Source organism: uncultured Pseudokineococcus sp. (assembly GCF_947495735.1).
GTDB lineage: Bacteria > Actinomycetota > Actinomycetes > Actinomycetales > Quadrisphaeraceae > Pseudokineococcus.
Window position 1 is genome coordinate 153523 of record NZ_CANMAA010000002.1, and the last position, 26540, is coordinate 180062.

Consider the following 26540-nt stretch of genomic DNA (forward strand, 5'->3'; position numbering starts at 1 on the left):
CGAAGGGTCGCGAGGGAGCCCTCGGGGCGTCGGGCTGGGTGGTCACGGGCACGGGGGCACGCTACCGATCGCGAGGGCCCGCCCCGCGCACCGGCGGCGCCGCGCGCCGCAGGCGCCGGCGCACCCCGCCCTCCGGGGCGACCGGAGGCGCACCGGCGGGGCCGCCGGCCCCGCCCCCGGCGCCCGGGCCGCTGCCGTCCGCCGGGCCGGCGTCCGCCGGGCCGTCGTCCGCCGGGGACGTCTCGGCGTCCGACGCCACGGGTGCGTCCGGCGCCGGGGGCTCGTCGTCCAGCCGAGGCCGCTCGGGACCGGCCTCGCCGGGCGCGAGACCGCCCGGGGCGGGCGCCCCCGTCGGCAGGTCGAGGGCGACGCCGTGCTCGGCCGCCTCGCGCTGGCGGGCGAGGGCCTCCTTGGTGACGGTGGCGTAGACGTCGACGTACTCCTGCCCGGAGAGGGCCATCAGCGCGCGCATGATGTCGTCGGTCGCCGCCCGCAGCACGAAGCGGTCGTCGCCCCGGCCGGCGTACCGCGCGACGTCCACCGGCGGGCCGAAGCGGATGCCGACGCGACGGACCGCGGGCAGGAGCTTCCCGACGGGCTGGACGGCGTCCGTGCCGATCATCGCCACCGGCACCACCGGGACGCCGCTCTCCAGCGCGAGGCGGGCGGCGCCCGTCCGGCCGCGGTGCAGGCGCCCGTCCGGGCTGCGCGTGCCCTCGGGGTAGATGCCCAGCAGGTCCCCGCGCCCCAGGACGCCCAGGCCCGTGCGCAGCGAGGCGAGCCCCGCGGCGCCGCCGGAGCGGTCCACGGGGAGCTGCCCGACGCCGCGGAAGAAGCCGGCGGTCAGCCGGCCGCGCACCCCGCTGCCCGTGAAGTACTCGTCCTTGGCGAGGAAGGTGACCCGTCGGTCCAGGACCAGGGGGAGGAAGATGGAGTCGCTGAACGACAGGTGGTTGCTCACGATCAGCGCACCCCCGTGGTCGGGCACGTGCTCGCGGCCCTCCACCCACGGGCGGTAGAGCGTCAGCAGGAGCGGCCCGAGGACCATCCGCTTGAGCAGCCAGTAGAGCAACGCACCGCTCCTCACCGTCCGGGGCGCCGGGCGGACCACCTCAGCGCCCCAGGACTCTAGGTGCAGCGCCCCCGCCGCGCGGCCCGGCACCGGACCGCGGCCGACCGGTGGACGGCCGTGCGCGTGCTCGCGGGGGGACGGCGCTGCGTGCGACCATCGGGGCGTGCCCACGCGCGACCCACGGACCGGACGCCGCCGAGGGCAGCGCTCCGCCCCCGAGCCCCTCGTGGCCCGCGGCGCGGAGGCGTGGTCGGACGGACCTGCGGAGGGCGACGGCGCCCCGGGTGGCGCGCGGGTGGGCGCCCTGCTGCTGCACGGCTTCACCGGGAGCCCGGCGTCCGTGCGGCCGTGGGGGCGGGCCCTGGCCGCCGCGGGCCTGCACGTCGCCGTCCCCCGCCTGCCCGGGCACGGCACCTCTCCGGCAGACCTCGACCGCTCGTCGTGGCGCGACTGGTACTCCCTCGCCCGCGCCGACCTCCTCTCCCTGCGCGAGCGCTGCGACGTCGTCGTCGTGGGCGGGCTGTCGATGGGCGGCGCCCTGGCGCTGAGGCTGGCGGTGCACGAGCGCGCAGCCGTCGACGCCCTGGCCCTCGTCAACCCCGCCGTGCTGCTGGGCGACCCCCGCCTCGCCGCGCTGCCCCTCGTGCGGCGGGTCCGGCGGGACATCCCCGGCGTCGTCGACGACATCGCCGCCGAGGGGGTCACCGAGGTGGGCTACGACCGGGTGCCCCTGCGGGCCCTGTCCTCCTTCGTCGCCCTGATGGCCGGCGTCCGGGGCGAGCTCGACCGGGTGGAGCAGCCGCTCCTGGTGGCCAGCTCGCCCCAGGACCACGTGGTCCCGCCCAGCAGCGCGGCCCTCGTGCGCGAGCGCGTGAGCTCCCGCGACGTCCGCGACGTCCGCCTCGAGCGGAGCTTCCACGTCGCCACGCTCGACCACGACGCGCCCGTCGTGGTCGAGGAGACGCTCCGCCTGGCGCGCGACGCCGCCGCCCGGGTGCCGGCGTGAGCCCGCAGCGGCCGGGCGGCGGGGACGACGGTCCCGACCGCCCCGGCGACCCTCCCGTCGGCAGCGGTGAGGACCCGGTCGACGTCGATGCGGCGTGGGCCGACATCGTCGCCCGCTGGGGCGAGCCCGCCGCCGACCGCGGCACCTCCCCGCACGACCGCGGCCCAGGGCGCGAGCCGGGAGCCGGAGCCGTCGGTCCGGGCGAGCCGCGGGCCCCCCGGAGACCCGACGCGGACGACGCGACCGGTGCGGACGCCGCGGATCCCGACGCCCCCGAGGCCCCCGGCACGGGAGGGCCCTCGGGTCGGCGCGTCCTGCGCGCCCGCGGCGACGGGGGGCGACCCGACCAGCCCTCGGGCGCCTCCGACGACGCGGCCGACGGGCGGGGCGGCCCCGCCGGGTGGGCCGAGGACGACGCGCGGGCCCCGAGCTCGTGGCGCGGCGGAGCAGGGGACCCGGATCCTGACCCGGACGACGACCACTACGTCCCGCCCGAGCCCTCGCGCCCGCTGCCCGCCGACACCGTCACGCGGCTCGCGTGGGCGGGGGTCCTGGCTGGGCCGGCGCTCCTGCTGGTGTGCGCCCTGGTCTGGCGCGACGCGCCGACGCTCGTGGTGGCCGCGGCCGTGGCCGCCTTCGTCGCCGGCTTCGGCGTCCTCGTCGCCCGCCTCCCCCGCTCGCGGGACGACGACGACGGCGCGGTGGTCTGACGCCCCCGGACGGCACCCGGAGCCCGCCGCCCGGTGCGGACGGCGGGCCGGAGGCCTCCTAGAGCCCGGGGACGGCCAGCTCGGCGAGCAGCGCCCGGTGGTCGCTGGCCCGCCCGACGTCCAGCACCTGCGTGGAGACGACGTCGAGGCCGCGCACGAGGAGGCCGTCGATGCGGGCGCGCGGGGAGTCCGCGGGGAAGGTCGCCCCCGCCCCGGACCCCGCGACCGCCCACGCGTCGCGGCCCCCGGGCAGGAGGCCGACCCAGGAGGCTCCCCCCGGGTGCTCGTTGAGGTCGGCCCCCACCACGACGGGGTCCGGCGGGCCGCCGTCCCCTCGCGCGCCCTGCTCGTCCCGGTCCCCGGGCGCCGCGGCGAGGCGTGCGACGTGGTCGGCGCGCTCGTCCTCGCCGAGCCCGAGGTGCGCCGCCGCGACGAGGACCCGGCGGCCCCCGGGCGCGCTGACGACGGCGCGCGCGCTCCCGCGGATCGGCGTCGTCAGCCCGCGCACGGGCAGCGCCTCCACGGCCGCGGCGGAGACGTGCAGCCGCGCCGCGACGAGGACCAGAGCCCCCGCCGCGGGGCGGCCCGCCGCCGCCACGAGCAGGCCGCTGCGGCGGGCGAGGGCGGCGGCGCGGGGCACCGAGCGCAGCCCCCGCGGCGCCTCCTGCAGCAGCGCGACGTCGCAGCGGGCCTCGCGCAGGACGTCGCCGACCGCCGGGGCGCCGGCGCGCAGGCCGTGCACGTTCCACGTCAGCACCCGCAGGGTCCCGGGACCCCCGCGGACGGCGGCGCTCATCCCCAGCCCCGCGACAGGTCGGCGGCGCCGACGAGCCCCGCGTCCGGGCCCAGCTGCGCCCGCACGATCTCCGCCTCCGGCCGGTAGCCGCGACCGGTCAGCGTGCGGCGGAACTCCTCGCGCGCCGGGCCGAGCAGCAGGTCGCCGGCGTCGGAGACGCCACCGCCGATGACGAAGGTGCCGGGGTCCAGCGCCGCGGCGAGGTTGGCGATGCCGGTGCCGAGCCAGCGGCCGGTGTCCTGGACGATCTCCACCGCCGCCGGGTCCCCCGTGCGCGCGGCGTCGGTCACGACCTGCCCCCGCACGGCCTCGGGGTCCCCGCCGGCCCCGGCCAGCAGCGCGTGCCCGAAGGGCGACCGCCCGCGGGCGAGCTCGCGGCCGTCGCGGCCGAGGGAGTTGCCCGAGGCGTACTGCTCCCAGCACCCCCGGTTGCCGCACTCGCAGCGGTGGCCGCCCGGGACGACGACCATGTGGCCGAACTCGCCGGCGATGCCGTGCCGCCCGCGCTGCAGCCGCCCCTCGGTGACCATCGCGCCGCCGATGCCCGTGCCGAGGGTGATGCACACCAGCCGGGGCTCGCCCCGCCCGGCGCCGAAGCGGTACTCCGCCCACGCCGCGGCGTTGGCGTCGTTCTCCACGAGCGTGCGGCGGCCGACGCGGCGGCCGAGCCGCTCGCGCACGCGCAGCTCGACCGCCTCGCGCAGCGGCTCGTCGCGCCAGGCCAGGTGCGGGGAGAAGACGACGGTCGAGCGCGTCACGTCGACGAAGCCGGCGGCCCCGATGCCGACGGAGACGATCTCGTGGCGGGCGGACAGCTCCGCGACGAGCTCGGCGATGAGGTCCTCCACCGCCTGCGGGCTGCGGGTGGGGGTGTCGCGCCGAGCGCGCGCGACCACGCGGCCCTGGGCGTCGACCACCCCCGCGGCGACCTTGGTGCCGCCGATGTCGATGCCGATGGCGAGCCCGTCGCCGATCATCGCCCGTCGCGCCTGCAGGCGCAGGCGCTCCCCGGCCTGCAGGCGTCGCAGCCGGCGGACCTCGTCCACCTCGGCGCGGGCGAAGAGCGGCTCCCGGGACCGGGCGGCCCGACGGCGCTCCGCCGGGGTCGCGGCGGCCTCGCCGCGGGCCCGCCGGGCGGCTCGCGCCCGCCTCGCGCGCTCACCCGCGGGGAGAGCCTCCCCGCCCGGTCCGTCGACCTCGCTCACGAGCGCGCCGCGAGGTGGGCCACGCCCACCATGCCGGCGTCGTTGCCGAGCTCGGCGCGCTCGATGCGCGCGAGGTCCCGGTGCTGGGACGCGGTCAGGCCGCCGGCGAAGGCGCGCCGCATCGGCGCGAGGAGGAGGTCCCCGGCGGAGCTGACGCCGCCGCCGACGAGGATCGTCCCGGGGTCGAGCACCGCGGCCAGGCTCGCCGCGCCCTCGCCCAGCCAGCGCCCCAGGGTCGCCACCAGCTCGACGGAGGCCTCGTCCCCCTCCTCGGCCGCTGTCGTGACGTGCGGGCCGCTCACCTGGTCGGGGTCGCCGCCGGCCAGCTCGAGCAGGCGGGCGGCCCGGCCGGGGTCGGTGCCCGCGAGGGCGCGGGCCCAGCGCACGAGGGCCTGGCCTGAGCCGTACTGCTCCCAGCACCCGGTGCGGCCGCAGCCGCACTGCTGGCCGTCGGGCACGACCCGCAGGTGCCCCACCTCCGCGGCCATCCCCCCGGTGCCGCGCACGAGCTCGCCGTCGAGCACGATCCCGCCGCCGAGGCCGGTGCCGACCGTCAGCAGCAGCATGTCGCGGGCGCTGCGACCACCGCCGTGGACGAACTCGCCCCAGGCCGCCGCGTTGGCGTCGTTCTCGACGACGACGGGGAGCTCCACGCGCTTCTCGACCTCCTCGCGCAGCGGCTCGTGCCGCCAGGCCAGGTTGGGCGCGAAGACCACCGTCGAGCGCGAGGCGTCGATGTAGCCGGCGGCCGCGACGCCCACCCCCGTCACGTCGTGCTCGGCGCGCAGCTCCGCCACCGCGTCCGCCACCGCGTCCTCGATGGCCTCGGGGTCCGTCGCGGGGGTCGAGCGCCGCGTCCTCGCCACGATCGTGCCGTCCTCGTCGACGACCCCGGCCGCGATCTTGGTGCCGCCGATGTCCACGCCGATCGTGCTCATGGTTCTCCTGTCTGGCAGGGGTGGGCGCGACCGCACGCGGCCGCGGGGTCGCTCAGCCTCGCGGGACGCCGCTCGTCGGTGTCGAGGGGCCTGCAGCCGCAGCCGTCGAGGAGCGCTCGGCCGCGGAGGGCTGGGTGCGCACGGCCATGGCCCGAGGCTATCCGCCGACCGGGCGCCGTCGGCCCGGGAGCGCGCGCGGCCAGCTCCCCGAACGGGCGACGAGGCGCGCCGCCGCGCCCAGGACCGCCCGCTGGCCCTAGGCTCAGGGCCTCGGCCCAGGGCGGTGCCGGGGCCCGGTGACGCCGGTCCCGCGCCCGGGACCACCAGCCTCGAGGGAGCAGTCCGTGCGCGAGTCCAGCCGCCCCCCGCTCGTCGAGGTCGACCCCGCCCGGCACCTGGCGCAGCTGGTGGTCGACAACGCCCGCGAGGAGCCCGACGCGGTGTCCTTCCGCCGCCCGGACGGCAGCGGCGGGTGGAGCGACGTCACGGCCGCCGCCTTCCGCGAGGACGTCGAGGCCCTGGCCCGCGGTCTCGTCGCGGCGGGCGTCGAGCCGGGCGACCGCGTGGCGCTGCTCTCGCGCACCCGCTACGAGTGGACGCTCGTCGACTTCGCCATCTGGACCGCGGGCGCGGTGACGGTGCCCGTGTACGAGTCCTCCTCCCGCGACCAGGTCGCCTGGGTCCTGGAGGACTCCGGCGCTCGCTGCGTCGTGGTGGAGACGGAGGCGCACGCCGGGCTGCTGTCCCGGGCCCGCGCCGAGGGCGACGACGGCCCCACCTGGGCCATCGAGGGCGGCGGGCTCCAGGAGCTGCGCGAGCTCGGGAGCCGGGTGGAGGTCGCCGAGCTCGACCGGCGCCGCGCGGCCCTGTCCGGCGAGTCGCCGGCCACCCTCATCTACACGTCCGGCACGACGGGTCACCCCCGGGGCTGCATCCTCACCCACGGCAACTTCCTGGTCCTCGCCGAGAACGTCGCCGCCATCCTGCGCGACCTGGTCTCGGGCGAGGAGAGCGCGACCCTCCTGTTCCTGCCCCTGGCGCACGTGCTCGCCCGCTTCATCCAGGTCCTCGCGGTCGTCTCGCGGACGCCGATGGGCCACACCACGGACCCGAAGCACCTCGCCGAGGACCTGGCGTCGTTCCAGCCGACCTTCGTCCTGTCCGTGCCCCGGGTCTTCGAGAAGATCTACAACGGCGCGGAGGCCAAGGCCGACGCCGCCGGGCGCGGGGATCTCTTCCGCCGGGCCGCGTCGGTCGCCGAGCGCTGGAGCCGGGCCCAGGACTCCGGCGGCCCCGGCCTCGCCCTGCGCGCCCAGCACGCCCTCTTCGACCGCCTCGTGTACCGGCGCGTGCGCGCCGCCATGGGCGGTCGGCTCGAGTTCGCCGTCTCGGGGGGCGCCCCGCTCGGCGAGCGGCTCGGCCACTTCTTCCGGGGCGTGGGCGTGACGATCCTCGAGGGGTACGGCCTGACCGAGTCCACCGCCCCCACCGCCTGCGGCGTCCCCTCGGAGCTGCGCATCGGCACGGTCGGCCGGCCCCTGCCCGGGACGGCCGCCCGCGTCGCCGACGACGGCGAGATCCAGCTGCGCGGCCCGCACATCACGGCCGGGTACTGGCGCGACGACGCGGCCACGCGCGCGGCCTTCGAGGACGGCTGGTTCCGCACCGGCGACCTCGGCCACCTGGACGACGACGGCTACCTGAGGATCACCGGCCGCTCGAAGGAGATCATCGTCACGGCGTCCGGCAAGAACGTCGCCCCCGCCGTGCTCGAGGACAAGCTGCGCGCCTCCCCGCTCGTCGGCCAGTGCATGGTCGTCGGGGACGGGCGCCCCTTCGTCGGTGCGCTCGTGACGCTGGACCCGGACATGCTGCCGATCTGGCTGAAGAACCACGACCTGCCCGAGATGGCCCCGTCCGAGGCCGCCGAGCTGCCCGAGGTGCTCGCCGAGGTGCAGCGCGCCGTCGACAGCGCCAACGAGGCCGTCTCGCGCGCCGAGTCGATCCGCCGCTTCGTGGTGCTGCCCGCCGACCTCACCGAGGAGAGCGGGCACCTCACGCCGTCGCTGAAGCTCAAGCGCGCCGTCGTCCTGCGCGACCACGCCGACCGGGTCGGGCAGCTCTACTCCTCCTGACCGACCGCCGGGGCGACCGCGCCCGTCACCGCGCCCTCGTCAGCGCGCCGGGAGGTGCAGCGCCGGGTCTGCGCCGGGCGGCAGCGGGACCGACGGGTCCAGGAGCTCGCGCAGTCGCTCCACCTGCCCGTCCCAGGACCAGGCCCCGGTCACCCAGCGCCGGCCCTCGGCGCCCCAGGCGCGGGCCCGCTCGGGGTCGCGCAGCAGCCCCGCCACGGCGCCGGCCACGGCCGCGACGTCGCGGCCGTCCACGACGACGCCCGTCCGGCCGGGCCGGACCGCGTCGGGGGCGCCGCCGGAGTCGCCCCCGACGACGGGCAGCCCGGTGGCGGCGGCCTCGAGGTAGCAGATGCCGAGGGCCTCGGGCTCGAGCCCGAGCAGCCGCGTGCGGGTCGGCATCGCGAAGACGTCACCGGCGGCGTAGTGCTCGGCGGTCCGCTCCCACGGCACGCGCCCGGTGAGGACGACGGAGCCCTCCAGGCGCAGGCGCCGCACGAGGCGCTCGACGCGGCGGCGCGCGGGACCGTCCCCGACCACGAGGAGCACCGCGTCCGGCACCTGGGCGAGCACCGCCGGCATGGCGCGCACGAGCACGTCCTGGCCCTTGCGCGCCACCAGCCGGGAGACGCAGACGACCACGGGACGGCCCTCGAGCCCCAGCTCGCGCCGGACCGCGCCCCCGCCCGCGCCCGGGCGGAACACCGAGGCGTCGACGCCCGGCACGAGGCGCTGGAGCCGGGCCCGTCCGCGCGGCCCGAGCGGGCGGGCGATGCGCCCGGCGCACCACGGCCCCAGCGCCGTGAGGACGTCGACGCGCTCGCCGATGGCGCGCAGCGCCGAGCGCGCCAGGGGCAGGCTCGACCACCAGGTCTCGTGGCCGTGGGTCGTCGCGACGACGCGGCGCGCCCCGGCCCGCCGCAGGGCCGGCGCCATCAGCGCCAGCGGCGCCGCGGCGCCGAACCACACGCGGTCGCAGCCGTGGGCGCGGGCCGTGGCCGCGACCCGTCGCACCACCGCGGGCGTGGGGACCAGCAGGCGCGCCGGGTCGCGCACCACGGGGAAGGACAGCCGGGCGTCGTGCTCGGCGTCACCCTCCTGGCGGGCCGTGTGCACGACGACCTCGTCGGCGGGCAGCCGGGAGGCGACGGCGAGCACGAAGGACTCGATGCCCCCGGTGCGCGGGGGGAAGTCGTTGGTGACGACCAGGACCCTGCCCACGTCAGCCGGCCTCGCCCGCGAGCACCGCGAGGTCCTCGAGCCACTGCTGCTCCAGCACGGCCAGGTCGACGCCCAGGACCTGCGGCACGGCCTGCGCCAGGGGCACCGGGGCCGCGCCGGGCTCGGCTCCCCGGTCGCTGCCGCCCTCGACGGGCGTGCGCCCGCTGGTCGTGCGCACGAGCTCGAGCAGCGCGGGCCGGCCGTACCGCTGCTCGACGGTGCGCGCCGCGAGCCAGGCGGAGGAGTACGCCGGGGCGATGTCCTCTCGCGCGGCGTCGAAGGCGGTCTCGTCCGGCAGGCCGCTGGGGCCGCGACCGGCGCGGACGTCCGCGAGCAGGTCCTGCGCCACGACGCGCGGCGGCAGGTCGGCCTCGCCGGAGTAGGCGACGAGGTCGGCGAAGCCCTCGGAGAGCCACAGGGGCGGGTCCGCGGCAGCCCCCGCGCGCACGGCGACGTGGGTGGTCTCGTGGGTGAGGACGACCGCCCGCCCGAGGTCGCCGAGCACCTCCAGCCCCGCGGGGTTGACGAGCACGCGGTCCACCGCGCCGGCGGCGCCCGGGGCGCCGGACGAGCGGTCGACGCCCGTGGTCAGGGCCGCCACCTGCGCCAGTCCCGTCTCGTCGTCCCGGCCGAGCAGCCGCGCCAGCTGGGACTGGTCGGCCGGCACGAGCACGACCGTGCGGCGGGGCCAGCCGGTGCCCCACACGGCGTCGACCCGCTCCGCGGCGGCGTCCCCGAGCGCCGCCTGCTGCTCGAGGACGGCGCGCTCCGCCGTCCCGACGACCAGCGTGCGGCGTCCCTCGACGACGTCGACCGGCCCGAGGTCCCACACGTCCGGGCGCCCGGGGCCGTCGGCGTCGCCGGCCAGCAGCCAGCGCCCGTCGCGCCGGACGACCGTGAGCGACTGCTGGCGCCGCTGGTCGACCGGGTCGACCCCCGCGACGCGGTAGGACAGCACCACGTCGGCCACCCAGGCGTCCGGGCCCAGCTCGGCGCGGCGCCCGTCCCCGAGCCCGGGGCCCTCGCCCTGCACCTCGTAGGACCACGACCCCAGGGGCACGCGCGCGAGGCCCCGGGCCGTGTCCGCCTGCCGCTCGCGGAAGGCGGTGGCGGCGGGGTCGGTCGTCGCGAGCACGCCCTCGACGTCCCCGGCCAGCACCGCGGAGGCCCGCTCGTCCAGGAGCTGCCGCAGGGCGTCCTCGCGCTCCGCGGTCGTCGCGGCCGCCGCCCGCGCGGTCGACGTCGGGGCGGTCGCCGTGGAAGCCGTCGCGGAGGCCTCCAGGACGGCCCCGCCCTGGCACCCGCTCGCGCCGAGCACGGCGGCGAGCACGAGACCGGCGAGGCGCGTCCGCCCCCGGGGTCGCCCGGGCGCGTCCGCCGGAGGGCCGAGGGCCTCAGCCGGCCCGCGTCGCTCCGCCACGGCGGGCATCGTAGGCGCCGTCGGCCGGAGGCCCCACGGGCACCAGGCGCAGCGGTGGCACCAGCCCCGACCCAGCCAGGACGCCGAGCGCAGCGCGCTCGGCCTCGTCCAGGTCACCGGCCGCCCCGGGGACCGCACCCGGCCGGGCCCCACCGGGGGCGCGAGCCGGCTCCTCGCGCACCGACGGCATCCCGAGCAGCACGCTGACGACGCAGTCCGAGCACGCGGGTCCGCGCACCGCGCAGCCGTCGCAGTCGACGATCATGGGGACTCCCTCCCTCAGGCGACGGTCGAGGACCTCCCCGACCGGCGCTGCGGACGCTAGGGACGACCACCGACAACGCCGGCGTCGCCGCCGCCCCGCTCGCGCCCGGCGCACCGGCGTCCGCGCCCGTCCGCACCCGGACGGCCCCGCGCGGCGCGGCGCTGTCGGGGGGCGCCCCTACCGTCCGCCCCATGCACGCCGCACCCCTCCTCCCGGCCCCTCCGGCGCCCGCGCCGGGCGGCGGCCCGACGGCCCCGACCCCGGGCGCCGCGCGCCCGGTCCGCGCGCCCGTGCAGACCTCCCTGGACGACCTGGGCACCCCGCTGCAGGACGTCACCTTCGTCGTGGTCGACCTGGAGACCACGGGGGGCTCGGCGCGCACGTGCGCCATCACCGAGATCGGTGCGGTGAAGGTGCGCGGCGGCGAGGTGCTGGGCGAGATGTCGACCCTCGTCGACCCGGGCGGCCCGGTCCCGCCGCTCATCACGGTGCTCACGGGCATCACCGACGCGATGCTCGCGGCGGCCCCGACGGTCGAGCAGGTCCTGCCTGCGTTCTGGGAGTTCGTCGGCGACGCCGTGCTCGTCGCCCACAACGCCCCCTTCGACACCGGCTTCCTGCGCGCCGCCGGCGCCCGCACGGGGCGCGCCTGGCCGGGCAACGAGGTCGTCGACACGGTCACCCTGTCGCGCGCCGTGCTGGGCCGCGACGAGGTGCGCAACCACAAGCTCGCCACGCTCGCGGCGCACCTCGGCTCGGCCACGACGCCCACGCACCGGGCGCTCGACGACGCGCGCGCCACGGTCGACGTGCTGCACGCGCTCCTGGGGCGCCTCGGCGGGGTGGGGGTGCGCACCCTGGAGGACCTGCGCGACCAGCTGCGCGCGGGCTCCCGGCTGCAGCCCCGGCGGAGGGCCCAGCGGCACCTGGCCGAGGGGCTCCCCTCCGCCCCGGGGGTCTACCTCTTCCTCGACGGCCTCGGCGAGGTCCTCTACGTGGGCACCTCGCGCGACATCCGCCGCCGGGTCCGCTCGTACTTCACGGCCGGGGAGACCCGCGCCCGGATGGACCAGATGGTCACCCGCGCGGCGCGCGTCGTGCCCGTGGTGTGCCCCACGCCCCTCGAGGCGGCGGTGCGCGAGCTGCGCCTGATCGCCGAGCACCGCCCCGCGTACAACCGGCGCTCCACGCGACCCGACCGCGGCCGGTGGCTGAAGCTGACGGACGAGGCCTTCCCGCGGGTCTCGGTCGTGCGACGGGTCGCCGACGACGGCGCTACCTACCTCGGGCCGGTGCGCAGCGCCCGCACCGCCGAGCTCGCGGTCGAGGCCCTCCACGAGGCGCACCCGCTGCGCCGCTGCACCGGGCGCCTGCCCGTGCGCCCCGCCCCGGGCGCCAGCGCCTGCGCCCTCGCCGAGCTGGGTCGCTGCGGCGCCCCCTGCACCGGCGCCCAGAGCCGCGAGGACTACGGGCTCGTCGTCTCCGAGGTCCGCACCGCCCTGGGCGGCGACCCGCGCTCCGTCGTCGAGGCCGGGCTGCGGCGCGCCGGGGAGGCTGCGGCCGCCGAGCGGTTCGAGGAGGCCGCGGCGCACCGCGACCGCCTGCTCGCCTACCTCGGCGCCGCGGGAGCCCACTCGCGGCTGGCCCCCCTGGCCGCGGCGGCCGAGCTCGTCGCGGCCCGACGCCGCCCCTCCGACGCCGGAGGGGGCTGGGAGCTCGTGCTGGTGCGCCACGGTCGCCTGGCCGGGACGGCCGTGGCCGCGGCGGGCACCGACCCGCTCCCCGTCGTCGCCTCGCTGCGGGCCACCGGGGAGGCCGTCGTCGCGGCGGCCGCACCGGCACCGGCCGCCCTCGTCGGCGAGACCGAGCTCGTCGCCCGCTGGCTGGAGCAGGACGGCGTGCGCCTCGTCGAGCTCGACGGCATCTGGGCCAGCCCGCTGCACGGCGCCGTCGGCCAGGCGCAGCGCCTGCGGCTGCCCCTGCCGGCGGACGACCTCGACGACCTCCTCGACCAGACGACCTGACGACGCAGCAGCCCGCCACCGTCGGCCTCGACCTCAGGTAGAGGGTGACGTGAGGAGCTCGTGACGTGGCCCTGCCCAGCCGAGCCCGCTCGACGCACCGCCGTCGACGGGGCCACGCTGGGCCGGTCTCGACGCAGTCGAGACGCTCCCCACCCCCAGCACCCGGAGACGCCGCCGTGATCACCGCCATCGTGCTCGTCGACACCGCCGCCGACCGCATCCCCGAGGCAGCCGCCGAGATCGCCGACCTCCCCGGCGTCACCGAGGTGTACTCGGTCACCGGGGACGTCGACCTGGTGGCGGTCGTCCGGGCGCACCGCCACGAGGACCTCGCGGACGCGATCGCCGACCGCCTCAGCAAGGTGCCCGGCGTGGTGCGCACCCGCACGCACCTGGCCTTCCGCACCTACTCCCGCCACGACCTGGACCAGGCCTTCGACCTCGGCCTCGAGGGCTGACGCCGCAGCCTCGTCGGCGGCCCCCGTGCGTCGAGGGGCGACCGGCGGGGTCAGGCCCGCGAGGCGACGACCCAGCGGTCCAGGACGTCGGCGGCCGCGCCGGAGTCCACGGCGGTGGCGGCCCGGGCGAGCCCGGCCCCCATGCGCTCGAGCAGGTCGCCGCCCCCGCCCTCGGCGGCGACCAGCGCGGCCGCGGCGTTGAGCAGCACGGCGTCGCGCACCGGGCCGCGGCCGCCGGCCAGGACGTCGCGCACGACGGCGGCGTTCTCGCGCGGACCGCCGCCGCGCAGGTCCTGCGGCCGGGCCCTCGGCAGGCCGAGGTCGACGGCGTCGAGGCGCCCCTCGTGCACGCTCGAGCCCTCCCCCGCGTCCTGCCGGACCCACCAGACGGTCGAGGGCGCGGTGGTCGTGAGCTCGTCCAGCCCGTCGCCGCCGCGCACGACGAGGGCGTCCCGCCCGCGGGCGGCGAGGACGCCGGCGACGAGGGGGGCCATCCGGGCGTCCGCCACGCCGATGGCGCTGGCGGCGGGCTGCGCCGGGTTCGTCAGCGGCCCCAGCAGGTTGAAGGCCGTCGGCACGCCCAGCTCGCGCCGCACGGGGGCGGCGTGGCGCATCGAGGGGTGGAAGACCGGCGCGAAGCAGAAGGTGATGCCCACCTCCGTCGCGATCTCGCCGACCCGCGCCGGGGGCGCGTCCAGGCGCACGCCCAGCTCCTCGAGGACGTCGGCCGTGCCGCACGCCGACGAGGCCGCCCGGTTGCCGTGCTTGACGACCCGCTCCCCCGCCCCGGCGGACACGATCGCGGCCATGGTCGACAGGTTGACCGTGCTGGCCAGGTCCCCCCCGGTCCCGACGACGTCCAGGCAGCGGCCGGGCACGGCCAGGGGCACGGCGGCCCGCAGCATGGCGTCGGCGAGGCCCGTCACCTCGGCCACCGACTCGCCCTTGGCGCGCAGGGCCACGAGCAGGCCCGCCAGGGGGACCGCCGGGGCGGAGCCGGCCATCACCTCGCCCATCGCCCAGGCCGTCTCGTGCGCGGCGAGGTCCTCGCCGGCGAGCAGCCGGGCGGTCAGGTCACGCCACGAGGGGGTGCTGGTGGTGCGCTCCACGTCGCTCCTCAACGTCGCCGCCCGGCCCCGCAGGGGGAGCAGCGGCTCGGTCCGGGGTCGGCCCCGGAGGGGGTGGGCCGGGCCACCGGCCCGGTGCGGGCGCGCTCCGCGAGGGCCTGCGCCGCACGGGCGAGCGTAACGATCGGGGCGCGGCGGACGACACGCGCGCACCCCCCGCATGCCGCGCGGCGTCGTCGTCCATACTCCTCTCGTGACCTCCGAGACCGCAGTCCCCACGGCCGTCGGCCACGCCACGGTCAACCGACCGAACATGGTCTCGGTCGGCACCATCGTGTGGCTGTCCAGCGAGCTGATGTTCTTCGCCGGGCTCTTCGCGATGTACTTCACGATCCGCGCGGCGGCCCCCGGCCTCTGGGCCGAGGGCGCACCGCTGCTGGACCAGCAGTTCGCGGCCATCAACACGGGCATCCTCGTGTCGAGCTCGATCACGTGCCAGCTCGGCGTCTTCGCCGCGGAGCGCTTCCAGCCTTACCGCCTCGGCGGCCACCTGAGCCTCGCCCGCTGGGGCATGGTCGAGTGGTTCGTCGTCACGTTCGTGATGGGCTCGATCTTCATCGCCGGCCAGGTGTGGGAGTACGCCACGCTCGTCAGCGAGGGCCTGACCATCTCCAGCACCGCGTACGGCTCGGTCTTCTACCTGGCGACCGGCTTCCACGGGCTGCACGTCGTGGGCGGGCTCCTCGCCTTCTGCGTCGTCATCGCCCGCGCCTTCGCCGCCCGCCGCTTCGGGCACCACGAGGCCACCGCCGCCATCGTGACGTCGTACTACTGGCACTTCGTCGACGTCGTCTGGGTCGGGCTCTTCTTCGTCATCTACGTCATCCGGTGACCGCCGTGCCGCCGAAGAGCCCCTCGAGGACCCCGAGCACGAACCACCGCCCGGCCGCCGCACCCCCGGCCCGGCACCGCACCCCGAGCGTGAGGAAGCCCAGGACGTGAGAACCCTCGCCGCGCGCCGGCGCCACCCCGCCGCCACAGCGCTGCTGCTGCTGATGGCCCTGCTGGTGACGGGCGCCGCCTACACGGCCCTGGCACCGAGCCGGGCCGACGCGACCATCGCGCCGACCGTCGAGGGCGCCGTCGGCGACGTCGACCGCGGCCAGGAGCTCTTCCTGGCCAACTGCGCCACCTGCCACGGCCTGCAGGCGCAGGGCGGCAGCGCCGGACCCAGCCTCATCGGCGTCGGCGCCGCCTCGGTCGACTTCCAGGTCGCCACCGGTCGCATGCCGCTCGCGCAGCAGGCCCCGCAGGCGCCCCAGAAGCCCGTCGTCTTCGACGACCAGGACGTCGCCGACCTCGCCGCCTACGTCGCCTCCCTCGCACCGGGCCCGGCCATCCCCGAGCCCGGCGAGGTAGAGGCCACCGACGACGTCGAGGCCATCGCCGCCGGTGGAGAGCTCTTCCGCATCAACTGCGCCATGTGCCACAACGTGGTCGGCTCGGGCGGCGCCCTCACCCAGGGCAAGTACGCACCGCCCCTCGACGACGTCGAGAACCGCCACATCTACGAGGCCATGCAGACCGGCCCGCAGTCGATGCCCGTCTTCAACGACGACAACATCTCGCCCGAGGAGAAGCAGCAGATCATCAGCTACCTCGACCACGTCAACACCACCCCCTCCCCCGGCGGCTGGTCGCTCGGCAGCATCGGCCCGGTGACCGAGGGCCTGTTCGTCTGGGTGGGCGCGATGGTCCTGCTCCTCGGCTGCGCCGTCTGGCTGGGGGCGAAGTCCTCGTGAGCGACGTCCAGCTCCCCAACTCGGGGCAGACGGCGGCGGACGAGCCGGACGGCGGACGCACCCCGGTCCGCTTCCGCAACCCCGGCCTGCCGGCGCACCGCCACCGCATGGCGGACTTCGACCCCCGGGCGGCCAAGCGCGCCGAGCGCCAGGTGCTCGTCATGCTGGGCCTGTCCGCGCTCGGGACGATCTTCTTCATCGTCGCCTACTTCGCTGTGCCGCTCGACGGCACCTTCGCGACGCTGCAGGTCAGCAACATCACCCTCGGCCTCGGCCTGGGCTTCGGGATCTTCTTCATCGGCACCGCTGCGGTGCACCTGGCGAAGACCCTCATGCCGGACACCGAGATGTTCGACGAGCGCCACCCCCAGCGCGGGACCAAGGAGGAGCGCGACGACGCCGCCGCGATCATGGTCCAGAGCGGGCAGGAGTCCGGTCTCGGTCGGCGTCCGTTCATCCTCGGCGGCCTCGTCGGCGCCGCGGCGCTGGCCCCGCTGCCGGCGGTGGTGCTGCTCCGCGACCTCGGCCCCCTGCCCGGGGACGCGCTCGCCGAGACGCTCTGGGACGAGGGCGTCCGCCTGGCGCTCGACCCCTCCGCGGAGCCGATCCTGGCCTCGGACGTCACCCTCGGGTCGGTCTTCCACGTGATCCCGGAGAACCTCTACGAGAGCGACCACTTCCTCGACGAGAAGGCCAAGGCGGCCGTGCTCATCATGCGCGTCGACCCCGACGTGGTGGAGTACGACGAGGACCGCGTGGGCTGGGACGTGGACGGCATCTACGCCTTCTCGAAGATCTGCACGCACGTCGGGTGCCCGGTGGCGCTCTACGAGCAGCAGACGCACCACCTCCTGTGCCCCTGCCACCAGTCCACGTTCGACCTGACGCAGCACTGCAAGGTCATCTTCGGACCGGCCAAGCGCGCCCTCCCCCAGCTGCCCATCTCGGTGGACGACGAGGGGTACCTCGTGGCGCAGAGCGACTTCCTCGAACCGCCCGGACCGAGCTACTGGGAGCGCGGATGAGCACCCCCGCCGGCAGCACCGCTGCCTTCACACCCACCAGCCGCACCGCCCGCCTGTCCGCCGGCGCGGCCGACTACCTCGACGAGCGCATCGGCGCCGCGCGCCTCGTCAAGGGCTTCGCGCGCAAGGTCTTCCCCGACCACTGGTCGTTCATGCTCGGGGAGATCGCGCTCTACAGCTTCGTCATCCTGCTGATCTCCGGCACGTTCCTCGCGCTGTTCTACGTGCCGAGCATGACGCTGGTGGAGTACGAGGGCTCGTACGCGCCGATGTACGGCGTGACGATGTCCGAGGCCTACGCCTCGTCGCTGAACCTGTCGTTCGACATCCGCGGCGGCCTGCTGATGCGGCAGGTGCACCACTGGTCGGCCCTGATCTTCGTCGCCGCCATCGTCGTGCACATGCTCCGCGTGTTCTTCACGGGCGCCTTCCGCAAGCCCCGCGAGTTCAACTGGGTGCTGGGCGTCGTCCTCGCCGTCCTGGCGCTGGCCGAGGGCTTCACCGGCTACTCGCTCCCCGACGACCTGCTCTCCGGCAACGGCCTGCGGATCATCGAGGGCGTCATCCTCGCCATCCCGGTCGTCGGCACGTACATCACGTTCTTCCTCTTCGGGGGCGAGTTCCCCGGCGAGACGATCATCCCGCGGCTGTACATCCTCCACGTCTTCGTGCTGCCGGGGATCATCCTCGCGGTCATCGCGCTGCACCTGGCGCTGGTCGTGGCCCACAAGCACACGCAGTACCCCGGGCCCGGGCGGACGAACGACAACGTCGTGGGCTTCCCGCTCATGCCGGTGTACGCCGCGAAGGCCGGCGGCTTCTTCTTCATCGTGTTCGGCGTCATCATCCTGATCTCGGGGCTGGTGTCGATCAACGCGATCTGGGTCTACGGGCCCTACGACCCCTCCCCCGTCTCGGCCGGCACCCAGCCGGACTGGTACATCGGGTTCGTCGACGGGCTGCTGCGCCTGATGCCGGGTCAGCCCGAGTTCACGCTGGCCGGGTTCACGCTCTCGCTGAACGTGTTCCTGCCCTCGCTCGTGGTGCCGGGCCTGATGGTCATGGCGCTGCTCGCCTACCCGTTCCTCGAGCAGTGGGTGACCGGCGACAACCGCGAGCACCACCTGCTCGACCGCCCGCGCAACGCCCCGGTCCGCACCGGCATCGGCGTCATGGCCATCACCTCCTACTGCGTCATGTGGGCGGCGGCCGGCAACGACCTGATGGCTCTCGCCTTCCGGATGTCGATCAACGACCTCACGTGGTTCCTGCGCTTCATGTTCTTCGTGCTCCCGCCCGTGGCGTTCGTCGTCACGAAGCGGATCTGCCTGTCGCTGCAGCGCAAGGACCGCGAGCTGGCCCTGCACGGCCACGAGACGGGCCGCGTGGTGCGGACCGCCGACGGCGAGTACTTCGAGGTGCACGAGCCGCTGTCGGACACCGAGCGCTGGCTCCTCGTGCAGCACGAGACGTACCGGCCGATGGCGATCCCGCCGAAGGCGCACGAGGACGGCCGCAAGCCGTCGGTCGTCGAGCGCGTCCGCGCCAACCTCTCGGGGTTCTTCTTCGAGGACCGCGTGGAGCCCGTGACGCCCCGCGAGCTCGCTGCCGCGCAGCACCACGGCGAGCACGAGGCCATCGAGCAGCCCACGGGCGACGAGGCCGCGCGCCGCGAGCTGACCTCGGGCACGCCCGACTGACGGACCGGGTCGCCCCGCGGCGCCCCAGGTCCACCGACGACGCCCCTCCCGCGATCTGCGAGAGGGGCGTCGTCGTGCGTGCGGGCCTCGTCGTCCGGCGGGCGCACCGCCGCACGGGCGCAGACGTCGCGGGCGATCGGCGTCTGGAGGACGGAGGAGCCGGTGCGCCGCGTCCGGCGTCGTCTCAGGGGCGACCTCGCCAGGCGCAGCCGACCAGCGGGGCTGCCGCCGAGGGTGACGAGGTCCAGAGCCGGCCTCCACCCTCCGCAGGGCCCGTGGCCCGCTCTCAACCTGTCCCCGTCGACCTGGCTCTCCGTCGACCTGGCTCTCCGCCGACCTGGCTCTCCGCCCGCTCGAGCCCTCCCTCGACCTCGGCCCTCCGGGACCCGGTCAGGGGACGGAGCTCCCGGGACGGGGGTCGGCAGCGGGCGAGGAGCGGCTCGGGCCGTCGCAGCCGCCAGATCGGCGCCCCAGACCCGTCCCAGGGGGGGTGTCGACAGGCACCTCGAGGCCGGCCCGGCCACCACGCGAGCAGCAGCTCGACGCGGGCTCGTGCCAGCAGCGCACCGGCCCGACCGGCTCGGCTCAGGACTGCTGCCCGGCTTCCCCGCGTGGCACCGAGGCGGCACGCGCAGAACGGACTGGTTCTCCTGGCATGGGCGCCGGACGAGGTGCTGGGACTTGCACCTTCCGTAGCGTCATGTGGTCCGGTGAGCACGTCCCGCCCCGTCGAGGAAGGCCCGCTCATGTCTCTGTCCTCCACCCCGCCGCGTCAGGTGCAGATCGGTGACGCGGCGTCGTTCGTCGGCACCACGCCTCGGGCGATCCGCCACTACCACCAGATCGGCCTGCTCCCCGAGCCTGAGCGGGGCAGCGACGGGCGCCGCCGCTACGGCTACGAGGACATGATCCGGCTGCTGTGGATCCGCAAGATGGCCGACGCCGGGATCGCCCTGGACGACATCCGTGCCGCTTTCGACGGCACAGCACCTGCTGGGGCCGGTGCCGATCACGACATCGCGGGCGTCCTGGGACGGCTGGAGAAGACCCTGGGCGCCCGGGAAGCAGAGCTGCAGCTCCAGCAGGCTGCCGTGCAGCGCATGCGCACCCGAGGCAGCAGGGCGGGTCTGCTCTCCGACCTCGTCACCGACCGCCTCGCGACCCTGCCCGAGGGCTTCCTCCGTCAGTCAGACCTGGACAGCCTCCTGGTCATCGAGCGGATCTTCGGCCCGCTCGGTGCGGCCATCAACGTCACCCGTCACCTCGCCATGGCCACCCACCCGAGCCTGCGGGAGGAATCCGACCGCGTCGAAGCCGCCGAGGAGGCCCTCGACGACACGGTCGCCGTCGACGACCCCCGGGTGGCACAGGTGGCTGCCGAACGACACGCCTTCGACCTGGCGCTGGACGCCGTCATCGAGAGCTCCGGCCTGGCGCAGGACGACGAAGCGCTCTGCGACTCCTGGGAAGCCCTGCACCCTGACCCCGCAGATGAGGGTCAGGACGAGGCCGCCCGCGGCCTCGGCGAGGGGGCGAGGGTCATGAGCGCCGTCGAAGCCGTGGGGAAGATGCCCTACGACTTCTCCCCCGCCCGCGTGCGGTGCATGGAGCTGGCCGTGGAGCTCGCCGCCCACGAGCCACCCGCCCCTTGAGCCCGCAGATGCCGGCAGCAGTGAGCGCACGCCCGAGGGACTACCGCCGTCCGGTGCGGCGCTGACGTCGACGGCTCGACGAGCCGACACGCGCAGGAGCCGACAGCTGCACCTCGATGGTCGTCCGTTGCTCCATCGCTCCGAAGACCTCTGGCGTCGTGGCACCAACCTCCAGACAGCCCCAGCGGCACCCATCGGTGGTGTGTCGAGAACCATCAGACCGGATCGGGGACGCCGAGCAGGAGGCTCCCCACGACGACGGCGTCCGCGGCGCCGCCACGGCCACGGGGCGTGGCGCGCGACACCCGTCGTCGCAGCCGTCCTGGTCGCCGATCGTCAGCGGGGCGACGCTTCGGTGGCATGGCCGGGTGCTGTCCCAGCCACCCGCGACCGGGGGCGGCGCTGTTACCTTCCACGTCGTGCGGAGTCGTGTGATGGGTCGTCTTCGCGGGCTGGCTGGCCTGTCGGTCGTGGCAGCAGCTCTGGTGACTGGGTGTTCCGGCGGCAACGAGGTCTCCCAGGTCGCGAGAGGCGACGTCTACAACCCGGAGCCGGCCGCAGAGGACGTCGCAGTCCCGGACGCGGACGCTGTTCTCGATGGTGTGGAGGCTGTTCGCCGGGACTACCCGGGGGCGGACTTCCTCGTCGCCCCCACCCTCGGCCGTGCAGACCAGCCGCTCGCTCCCTTTCGCGCTCCCGACGGGTACGCCGTGGTGGTGCGCTGCCTGACGGCGGGTCTGGTCGAGGCGGAGGTCTCCGACCCCGAGGCCGAGGACGCGGGCCTGTCGGACGTGGGCGACATCTCGCAGCCTCAGGAGTGCGAGGGTGCTTGGGGATGGAGCGAGGCCCGCGCCAGCACCGGTGGGACTGTTGAGGTCACCATCACTGCGCCCGAGGACACCTACTGGGTGGCCGGGGTCGCCGGGCCTCAGCCCGCGCCCACCGACGGGCAGACGACGGGTTAGCTCCTCGCGCCACGCCGCATCGGGGCGGGCCGCCGACGCGGTGACGTCGGCAGATCCGCCCCGCAGACCAGGGGGCGCGGTCGTCGTCGACCCGGGTCCGGTCCTCACGTGGAGCAGCGGTGAGCCGCGAGAGGGCGACGCGCGACACGCGCAGGAGTCGACAGCTGTCCCCCCTCAATGGGTGCCCCTTGGTCTGGTGCTCGGGGCACCGGAAGGTGTGGCACACGCCTCCTGACGCCTGGCGCGACCCCGCCGAGCGCCTGTGTCAAGACGATCGCATCACGCCGCGGACACCCCACGCCGGCAGTGGCTGCCCCAGCGCCGGTGAGCGCCACGGCAGCGACCGACGGCCAGAGGCTCCTAGCCGCCTCTGCCCTCTCCCCCGGGCTCGACTCGAAGACCATCGGCAGCGTCAGAACGGCGCCGAGGACCAGCAGGAGAACAGCCACCACCCACAGCCACGAAGCGCGCCACGACCACGCGCTCGACTAGCTGCTCTCGTCAGCCATGCCGCGAAGGTAGAACCTCCACCGACTCCTCGTCCGGACGTCCCGCGCACGATCCTCGACCGGGCGGCCCGCGCCCGGTACGAGTCCGGCTCCAGTGGTTCTCTGCAGCAGCGCCTCGACACTTCCACGTCTTCACCCCGCTGCACTCCCGTCGCTGAAGAGCCGACGACCAGCGGTCACCCGCCCGTAGTCTCCGCTCGTGAGCACGATGACGGGCAGTCACAGGTCCGACCGCGCGCGTCACAGCCCTACGTCCCGCACGCGGTGGGGCCTGCGGACGCGACTGGCGATCGCCGCGATCGGCCTGCTCGTCGCCGTCCTGACCACCGTGGTCGGGGTGCACCCCTCCTCCCCCGAGCGGCTGCGCGCAGACGTCGCCGCCGGCGACGCCACGACCGTCCAAGCCTTCGGGTACCGCGTGCCCGGCGTCGAGGGCGTCGAGACGTACGCGACCCAGGAGATCCGCTGGCGCACCGGACTCATCACGCGGTCGGCCCAGGTGGACCGCCAGACCCCGGACGGGATCGGGAGCGACGCCACCACCGAGCTGCGCCAGATCGCCCCCGACCTCGAGGTCGAGCGCCGAGAGCCCGTCACGAGCGCCGCACTCCTCTACGACGTCGTCGTCCCCTGGTGGCTCCCGCTGCTCGCCGTCGGCGGATGGCTCAGCGCCCTCATCGCCCTGGTCAGCGGCACCGAGCCCTGGCGCCTGACGCGCTGGGGCTGGGCCTGGTCCTTCTTCCTGGTGCCACCCGTGGGCGTCCTGCTCTTCTGCCTGCTCTCGGGGCCCACGCCGCTCGTCCCGCGACCGCGCCGCGCCCGTCGGATCGGGGGCCTCGGCGGCTTCCTCCTCGCCGTGGTGCTGCTCGTCGTGATCCCCGGGCGCTGAGCGCGAAGGGCGTCCCACAGCTGGTCCTCAACTGAGCACCGCGCTCCGACAACGCCGCTGGGGCCGCCTGCCTGGGCGACGTCGCGTGTTCCCCGTCCTCGCCCCTGCCTACGCCGGCACCATGTCCCACGCCGTGGACCCAGTGGCGGCGCGGCCACACAGCCTGCCGACTCGCAGCGACAGTCGCATCGACCAGGGAGACGTCATGAGCATGAGCGAGCGTGGAGCCCTGCGCGGCGCGCTGGGCGGCGCGGCCGTCATCTTCGCCGTCGTGACGCTCCCCATCCTGCTGACGTCAGACGCAGCGTTCGCGCCCCCGACCCTCATCCTCGCCGCCTACGCCTGCCTGCCGGGCGCCGCGTGCGGAGCTCTGGCCGGGGCCCTCCTGACCCGAGGACGCTCCTGGATCGTCGCCGCCGCCGCCTCCAGCGCCATGGCGATCCTCGCGGTCATCGCCGCGCTGCTGCTGTTCACCGACGGCCAGCTCACCAACGACGTGCCGGGCTCACTCGGACTGGCGGGCGCCCTCTGCGGGGCAGCCACCCTCGTCGCCGTGTGGCAGTCCTGGGCGATGGCACGCCGCCGCGACCGCGCACCCCTCCGAGGACTCCTCACCAGGGCGTGACTGCATCCGCGTGTCGACGTCCTCAGGGAGGACGTCGAGCCGGTTCCGCCGACGATGGTTGACCGGACACCCCACGTCGCCGGCGGGTGCCCCGATCAGGCACAGCAGGTGCGGGGTGCTGACAGCGTGAGCCCCGACGAACGCTCGAGAGCCACGCCAGACGACGTCGACTCGAGGACCACGGACGACCAGACGCAGACCAGCTCCGGTCCTCCCGACCACGACGCCCGCAAGCCCTAGCCGATCGTCGTGGACGTCCTGAGACCGCCATCTCCTCTGTCGGGACGACCGACCGGTTGGCGCGGCGATCACCGCGCCGACGCCTGACACCCGGCCGCGGACGGCCCCCCGATGATGCGTCCATGACCACCCCGTCCCACCGCCCGCACCGACGAAGCCGGCACCGGTGAAGCGTCGGAAGAAGCGAGAGCTCGACGAGCTCCGCGCGGTCATCGACCGCTACGGGCACGCCGTGCGATGCGTCCTGGACGACGACGAGGGCGAAGCCCAGGTCGTCGCCTACACCGTCGGGCTCTCCGCCCGCGAGCACCCCGAGCTGATCTGCACCGGCCTGCCCTCCTCGTCCGCCATCTGGCTGCTCAACCAGCTCGGCAACCGCGTGCACACCGGCGAGGTCCTCCGCGCGGGCAGCCTCCTCGACGCCGGCGAAGCGGACGACCCGCACCCCGTCGTCCTCATCGACGCCGACGACGACCACGAGCTCGGCGTCGTCGAGACCCTCTACGGCGACCGCCCCACCCTCCAGGTGGTCTGGACCGATTCCACCGGCCGCTTCCCCTGGCACCCCGGCTACGCCAACCCGCCCGACGTGCAGGACCTGCGCGGCGAGGTGCCGGTGCCCTTGCTCGCGCTGCCGTGCCCGCAGGTGCCGCCCTCCCCGGCGGCCGCAGACCGCGAGCACGACCTCGTCTTCTCGACCCAGGCAGTGCTCGACGGCGCAGCAGTCACCAAGGTCTGGCACGAGGCCGACGGCGAATGGCAGCTCCTGGACGACGACGTCACCGACGACTCCGTACCCGTCCTCGTCCACCGCGAGCACCTGGTCGAGGCCGACCACACCGTCGCCGACGTCCTCGACATCCCCGCTGGCAGCTGCGCCACGCGCGACAGTCCGACGGCGCCCTGGGTGCGCTGGCCCCTCGGCTCAGCCTGACCGCAGGGGACCCATGACGGGTGCGCTGCTGACGAGAGCGTCGTGACGGGCCTGACGCCGGTCAGCGAGCCACTGCCTCTTCGCGCCGCTGCGCCACCGCCCCCGCCGCGAAGGCAGCAGCGAAACACAGCCAGCCCACGAGAACGGCGATGACGAGCGTGATGCGCCACCCCGAGGAGCCACCCTCGAGGATCAGCGGCGCGATGACCACCAGCCACGCAATACCCATGACCACGGAGAACACGGACTGGCCGATGGACCCTCGCCGCGTCGGCATCCGCCGCTGCCATCGCGGAGTGCCGCGCGCGCCCTTGCGCTGCTCAACAGTCATGTGTCTACCCATACCAGCCACAGGTGACTGCTGCCGGAGTGCGCGGCGACCAAGGTGCTGTGCCTTGGCCGTGCCCCGGCAGCCGGCCGGCGTCAGCGACAGCCCGTGCCAGCTCCTAGCGACAGCGCTCCTGGCGGCCGAGGAGCGGCCGGCGGCGCTCCAGGTGTCCGTCCAGGATCTTGAACCGGTCACACCGTCCGGTACCACCTGACCGAGCAGCAGCCCCGGCTCGTCGACGAGCACGAGGTCCCGCAGTCCTGACCCGTCCGAGGACGTCGCTGACAGCCTGGCCCCGCGCGGGCGACACTGCGCCATGCCCCGAGCAGCCGGCGACCGTGCGTCGTCCCCGCGACGCCTGGCCCTCCCCCTCACCAGCGGCCTCGCGCTGTGGGCGTTCGCGCACTATGTCCTGTCCCTGCCCGGGGCCTTCGACAGCGACAACGGCACCTTCCACACGTGGGCCCTGGCCACTAGCTGGGTCATCACGAGCTGCGGGGCCGTCCTCGCGCTCGTGTGCGCCTACCGGCTCGCGCGCCGCGTCGAGGCCCACCTGCTCACCCGCAACCACACGCCCGAGACGCCGGAAACGCAGCCGTCAGCCTCGACCGGGGGCTGGCGCAGTTCGCCGGCCACCGTGCTGATCGCCGGGAGCGTCCTGCTCACCGCCGCCTCTGAGCTGTTGTGGGTCTTCGTCAGCCCAGGCCTGGGCATGAGCTCGTGGGCCATCGGCATCTTCACCGTCGTCGGCAGCGTCGTGGCTCCCGCCGCGCTGACCGCGGGCGTCTACCTGGCCCTGCGCCGGCTCGAGGACCACCTCGCCGGCCACCGACGCGACAAGGCCCCGACCGCTGCCGGAGGACCCCACGCATCTGGCCTGACCAGCCCTTACGTCAGGACCTAGACCCGCTGCCGGAGCAGTTGGCCGCTCAACAACAATTCCCACTCCCCCTCGTGAGGCTGTGTCACCGAGGATCGGCTCACGGACAGGCAGGACGGACCTCGTCAGCGTTCCCGAGCTGGCGTCTACCGTCCTCGCATGGGCGACAGGCTGAGTCGGTACGAAGGGCACCCATCCGATGAGCCCCGGATGAGCTACCTCACCAACCTGATGTGGGGGCTCCCTTCGGCGTTGGCCACCGTGGCGCTGATCAACATCCTCCGGCGACTGATGCCGGACGACCGGCTGCTGCCCTTCTTGCTCGCACCCACCATCGTCATCGTCATCGTGCTCCTACTGCGTCGCCTTCTTCCTCGACGTGTGACGGGGAACCGCTAAGGCGTCGCAGCTGGCGAAGCGGTCCCAGGTGGTGTTGCGACCACCCCTCTGCCCCCCATCTGCTGCGGGCATGCCCCGCGTCACGATCCCCGTCCGGTCACGATTCGCCGCGGGTCCGCCGTCACCGGCTCGTGCAGCACTCCCGAAGTGCGACCGCACGGGTGACAGACGGCCGGGCCCAGGTCGGCGCTTCGACGCCACCTCTAGCCTCCCCCCATGGTCTGGCCGCGGATGGTGAGCTCGTCCGACCGGCGCTGCCGTCCGACGCTCCTCGCGGC

At 75.7% G+C, this 26540-nt stretch carries 25 protein-coding genes; 16 read left to right on the forward strand and 9 right to left on the reverse strand.

The window, feature by feature from the left end:
* Positions 1 to 61 precede the first annotated feature (61 nt).
* Positions 62 to 1072 carry a 1-acyl-sn-glycerol-3-phosphate acyltransferase gene (locus tag Q0848_RS03630; RefSeq protein WP_299034932.1) on the reverse strand — a complete coding sequence of 337 codons (1011 nt, stop codon included), beginning with the start codon at positions 1070 to 1072 and terminating at the stop codon, positions 62 to 64.
* Positions 1073 to 1235: 163 nt separating this feature from the next.
* Between Q0848_RS03630 and Q0848_RS03635 the strand changes: the two genes are divergently transcribed.
* Complete coding sequence (locus Q0848_RS03635; RefSeq protein WP_299034935.1) at positions 1236 to 2078, forward strand: carboxylesterase; 843 nt, start codon at positions 1236 to 1238, stop codon at positions 2076 to 2078.
* Positions 2075 to 2788 (forward strand): hypothetical protein, encoded by a 714-nt coding sequence (locus Q0848_RS03640; RefSeq protein WP_299034937.1) that lies wholly within the window; start codon positions 2075 to 2077, stop codon positions 2786 to 2788. Before Q0848_RS03635 ends, Q0848_RS03640 begins: the two co-directional genes overlap by 4 nt.
* Before the next feature lie 58 nt (positions 2789 to 2846).
* On the opposite strand, the gene Q0848_RS03645 is transcribed toward Q0848_RS03640, so the two are convergent.
* The 3 genes from Q0848_RS03645 to Q0848_RS03655 all read right to left on the reverse strand — a co-directional run bounded on the left by Q0848_RS03645 (position 2847) and on the right by Q0848_RS03655 (position 5727).
* Complete coding sequence (locus Q0848_RS03645) at positions 2847 to 3584, reverse strand: endonuclease/exonuclease/phosphatase family protein (RefSeq protein WP_299034940.1); 738 nt, start codon at positions 3582 to 3584, stop codon at positions 2847 to 2849.
* Entirely contained in the window at positions 3581 to 4561 is a 981-nt protein-coding gene (locus Q0848_RS03650; protein WP_366146414.1) for an ROK family glucokinase, read from the reverse strand. Before Q0848_RS03650 ends, Q0848_RS03645 begins: the two co-directional genes overlap by 4 nt.
* Positions 4562 to 4785: 224 nt before the next feature.
* Positions 4786 to 5727: an ROK family glucokinase gene (locus tag Q0848_RS03655; RefSeq protein WP_299034943.1), complete on the reverse strand. Its 942-nt coding sequence runs from the start codon at positions 5725 to 5727 to the stop codon at positions 4786 to 4788.
* Between the two features lie 344 nt (positions 5728 to 6071).
* Between Q0848_RS03655 and Q0848_RS03660 the strand changes: the two genes are divergently transcribed.
* Positions 6072 to 7862 carry a long-chain fatty acid--CoA ligase gene (locus tag Q0848_RS03660; RefSeq protein ID WP_299034946.1) on the forward strand — a complete coding sequence of 597 codons (1791 nt, stop codon included), beginning with the start codon at positions 6072 to 6074 and terminating at the stop codon, positions 7860 to 7862.
* A gap of 39 nt (positions 7863 to 7901) precedes the next feature.
* Here the strand turns inward: Q0848_RS03660 and Q0848_RS03665 are convergent, their stop codons facing one another.
* From Q0848_RS03665 to Q0848_RS03675, 3 genes are read right to left on the reverse strand one after another with little or no spacing between them, the layout of a single operon-like run.
* Positions 7902 to 9080, reverse strand: coding sequence for a glycosyltransferase family 4 protein (locus tag Q0848_RS03665; protein WP_299034949.1), 1179 nt, complete (start codon positions 9078 to 9080; stop codon positions 7902 to 7904).
* 1 nt (position 9081) lies between these two features.
* On the reverse strand, positions 9082 to 10500 hold the full coding sequence (locus Q0848_RS03670) for a hypothetical protein (protein ID WP_299034952.1): 1419 nt from the start codon (positions 10498 to 10500) through the stop codon (positions 9082 to 9084).
* Positions 10475 to 10765 carry a hypothetical protein gene (locus Q0848_RS03675; protein ID WP_299034955.1) on the reverse strand — a complete coding sequence of 97 codons (291 nt, stop codon included), beginning with the start codon at positions 10763 to 10765 and terminating at the stop codon, positions 10475 to 10477. Before Q0848_RS03675 ends, Q0848_RS03670 begins: the two co-directional genes overlap by 26 nt.
* Before the next feature lie 191 nt (positions 10766 to 10956).
* Here Q0848_RS03675 and Q0848_RS03680 point away from each other — a divergent pair, with 191 nt between their 5' ends.
* Positions 10957 to 12789: a DEDD exonuclease domain-containing protein gene (locus tag Q0848_RS03680; RefSeq protein ID WP_299034958.1), complete on the forward strand. Its 1833-nt coding sequence runs from the start codon at positions 10957 to 10959 to the stop codon at positions 12787 to 12789.
* 176 nt (positions 12790 to 12965) lie between these two features.
* Positions 12966 to 13247: an Lrp/AsnC family transcriptional regulator gene (locus Q0848_RS03685; protein WP_299034961.1), complete on the forward strand. Its 282-nt coding sequence runs from the start codon at positions 12966 to 12968 to the stop codon at positions 13245 to 13247.
* Between the two features lie 50 nt (positions 13248 to 13297).
* Here Q0848_RS03685 and trpD read toward each other — a convergent pair whose 3' ends face one another.
* Entirely contained in the window at positions 13298 to 14356 is a 1059-nt protein-coding gene (gene trpD, locus Q0848_RS03690) for an anthranilate phosphoribosyltransferase (protein WP_299034964.1), read from the reverse strand.
* Between the two features lie 178 nt (positions 14357 to 14534).
* Between trpD and Q0848_RS03695 the strand changes: the two genes are divergently transcribed.
* The 9 genes from Q0848_RS03695 to Q0848_RS03735 all read left to right on the forward strand — a co-directional run bounded on the left by Q0848_RS03695 (position 14535) and on the right by Q0848_RS03735 (position 24655).
* Positions 14535 to 15206 carry a heme-copper oxidase subunit III gene (locus Q0848_RS03695; protein WP_366146390.1) on the forward strand — a complete coding sequence of 224 codons (672 nt, stop codon included), beginning with the start codon at positions 14535 to 14537 and terminating at the stop codon, positions 15204 to 15206.
* A gap of 106 nt (positions 15207 to 15312) precedes the next feature.
* Positions 15313 to 16116 (forward strand): c-type cytochrome, encoded by an 804-nt coding sequence (locus Q0848_RS03700; protein WP_299034968.1) that lies wholly within the window; start codon positions 15313 to 15315, stop codon positions 16114 to 16116.
* A gap of 107 nt (positions 16117 to 16223) precedes the next feature.
* Positions 16224 to 17141, forward strand: a complete 918-nt coding sequence (locus tag Q0848_RS03705; protein ID WP_366146415.1) for a Rieske 2Fe-2S domain-containing protein — start codon at positions 16224 to 16226, stop codon at positions 17139 to 17141.
* A complete protein-coding gene (locus Q0848_RS03710) occupies positions 17138 to 18841 on the forward strand; it encodes a cytochrome bc complex cytochrome b subunit (protein WP_299034972.1) in 1704 nt (567 codons plus the stop codon). Before Q0848_RS03705 ends, Q0848_RS03710 begins: the two co-directional genes overlap by 4 nt.
* A 746-nt stretch (positions 18842 to 19587) precedes the next feature.
* The gene (locus Q0848_RS03715; protein WP_299034975.1) at positions 19588 to 20493 is read left to right on the forward strand and encodes a MerR family transcriptional regulator; all 906 of its coding nucleotides are present in this window, start codon (positions 19588 to 19590) and stop codon (positions 20491 to 20493) included.
* Positions 20494 to 20963: 470 nt separating this feature from the next.
* Positions 20964 to 21458 (forward strand): hypothetical protein, encoded by a 495-nt coding sequence (locus tag Q0848_RS03720; protein ID WP_299034978.1) that lies wholly within the window; start codon positions 20964 to 20966, stop codon positions 21456 to 21458.
* 708 nt (positions 21459 to 22166) lie between these two features.
* Positions 22167 to 22856: a hypothetical protein gene (locus Q0848_RS03725; protein ID WP_299034981.1), complete on the forward strand. Its 690-nt coding sequence runs from the start codon at positions 22167 to 22169 to the stop codon at positions 22854 to 22856.
* 205 nt (positions 22857 to 23061) lie between these two features.
* Entirely contained in the window at positions 23062 to 23481 is a 420-nt protein-coding gene (locus Q0848_RS03730) for a hypothetical protein (protein ID WP_299034984.1), read from the forward strand.
* A 406-nt stretch (positions 23482 to 23887) separates the two neighbouring features.
* On the forward strand, positions 23888 to 24655 hold the full coding sequence (locus Q0848_RS03735; protein ID WP_299034986.1) for a DUF4262 domain-containing protein: 768 nt from the start codon (positions 23888 to 23890) through the stop codon (positions 24653 to 24655).
* Between the two features lie 61 nt (positions 24656 to 24716).
* On the opposite strand, the gene Q0848_RS03740 is transcribed toward Q0848_RS03735, so the two are convergent.
* Positions 24717 to 24986 carry a hypothetical protein gene (locus Q0848_RS03740; RefSeq protein WP_299034989.1) on the reverse strand — a complete coding sequence of 90 codons (270 nt, stop codon included), beginning with the start codon at positions 24984 to 24986 and terminating at the stop codon, positions 24717 to 24719.
* 313 nt (positions 24987 to 25299) lie between these two features.
* Here Q0848_RS03740 and Q0848_RS03745 point away from each other — a divergent pair, with 313 nt between their 5' ends.
* Together Q0848_RS03745 and Q0848_RS03750 are read left to right on the forward strand one after the other, a co-directional pair.
* Positions 25300 to 25887, forward strand: a complete 588-nt coding sequence (locus Q0848_RS03745) for a hypothetical protein (protein ID WP_299034992.1) — start codon at positions 25300 to 25302, stop codon at positions 25885 to 25887.
* Between the two features lie 186 nt (positions 25888 to 26073).
* Positions 26074 to 26262: a hypothetical protein gene (locus Q0848_RS03750; RefSeq protein WP_299034994.1), complete on the forward strand. Its 189-nt coding sequence runs from the start codon at positions 26074 to 26076 to the stop codon at positions 26260 to 26262.
* Positions 26263 to 26540: the final 278 nt, after the last annotated feature.

Coding starts and splice junctions, on each gene's coding strand:
- Q0848_RS03645 (WP_299034940.1), bottom strand. CDS start 3,584: ATGAGCGCCGCCGTCCGCGGGGGTCCCGGGACCCTGCGGGTGCTGACG.
- Q0848_RS03650 (WP_366146414.1), bottom strand. CDS start 4,561: ATGATCGGCGACGGGCTCGCCATCGGCATCGACATCGGCGGCACCAAG.
- Q0848_RS03655 (WP_299034943.1), bottom strand. CDS start 5,727: ATGAGCACGATCGGCGTGGACATCGGCGGCACCAAGATCGCGGCCGGG.
- Q0848_RS03675 (WP_299034955.1), bottom strand. CDS start 10,765: ATGATCGTCGACTGCGACGGCTGCGCGGTGCGCGGACCCGCGTGCTCG.
- Q0848_RS03680 (WP_299034958.1), top strand. CDS start 10,957: ATGCACGCCGCACCCCTCCTCCCGGCCCCTCCGGCGCCCGCGCCGGGC.
- Q0848_RS03695 (WP_366146390.1), top strand. CDS start 14,535: ATGCCGCGCGGCGTCGTCGTCCATACTCCTCTCGTGACCTCCGAGACC.
- Q0848_RS03705 (WP_366146415.1), top strand. CDS start 16,224: ATGGCGGACTTCGACCCCCGGGCGGCCAAGCGCGCCGAGCGCCAGGTG.
- Q0848_RS03710 (WP_299034972.1), top strand. CDS start 17,138: ATGAGCACCCCCGCCGGCAGCACCGCTGCCTTCACACCCACCAGCCGC.
- Q0848_RS03715 (WP_299034975.1), top strand. CDS start 19,588: ATGTCTCTGTCCTCCACCCCGCCGCGTCAGGTGCAGATCGGTGACGCG.
- Q0848_RS03730 (WP_299034984.1), top strand. CDS start 23,062: ATGAGCATGAGCGAGCGTGGAGCCCTGCGCGGCGCGCTGGGCGGCGCG.
- Q0848_RS03740 (WP_299034989.1), bottom strand. CDS start 24,986: ATGACTGTTGAGCAGCGCAAGGGCGCGCGCGGCACTCCGCGATGGCAG.
- Q0848_RS03745 (WP_299034992.1), top strand. CDS start 25,300: ATGCCCCGAGCAGCCGGCGACCGTGCGTCGTCCCCGCGACGCCTGGCC.
- Q0848_RS03750 (WP_299034994.1), top strand. CDS start 26,074: ATGAGCTACCTCACCAACCTGATGTGGGGGCTCCCTTCGGCGTTGGCC.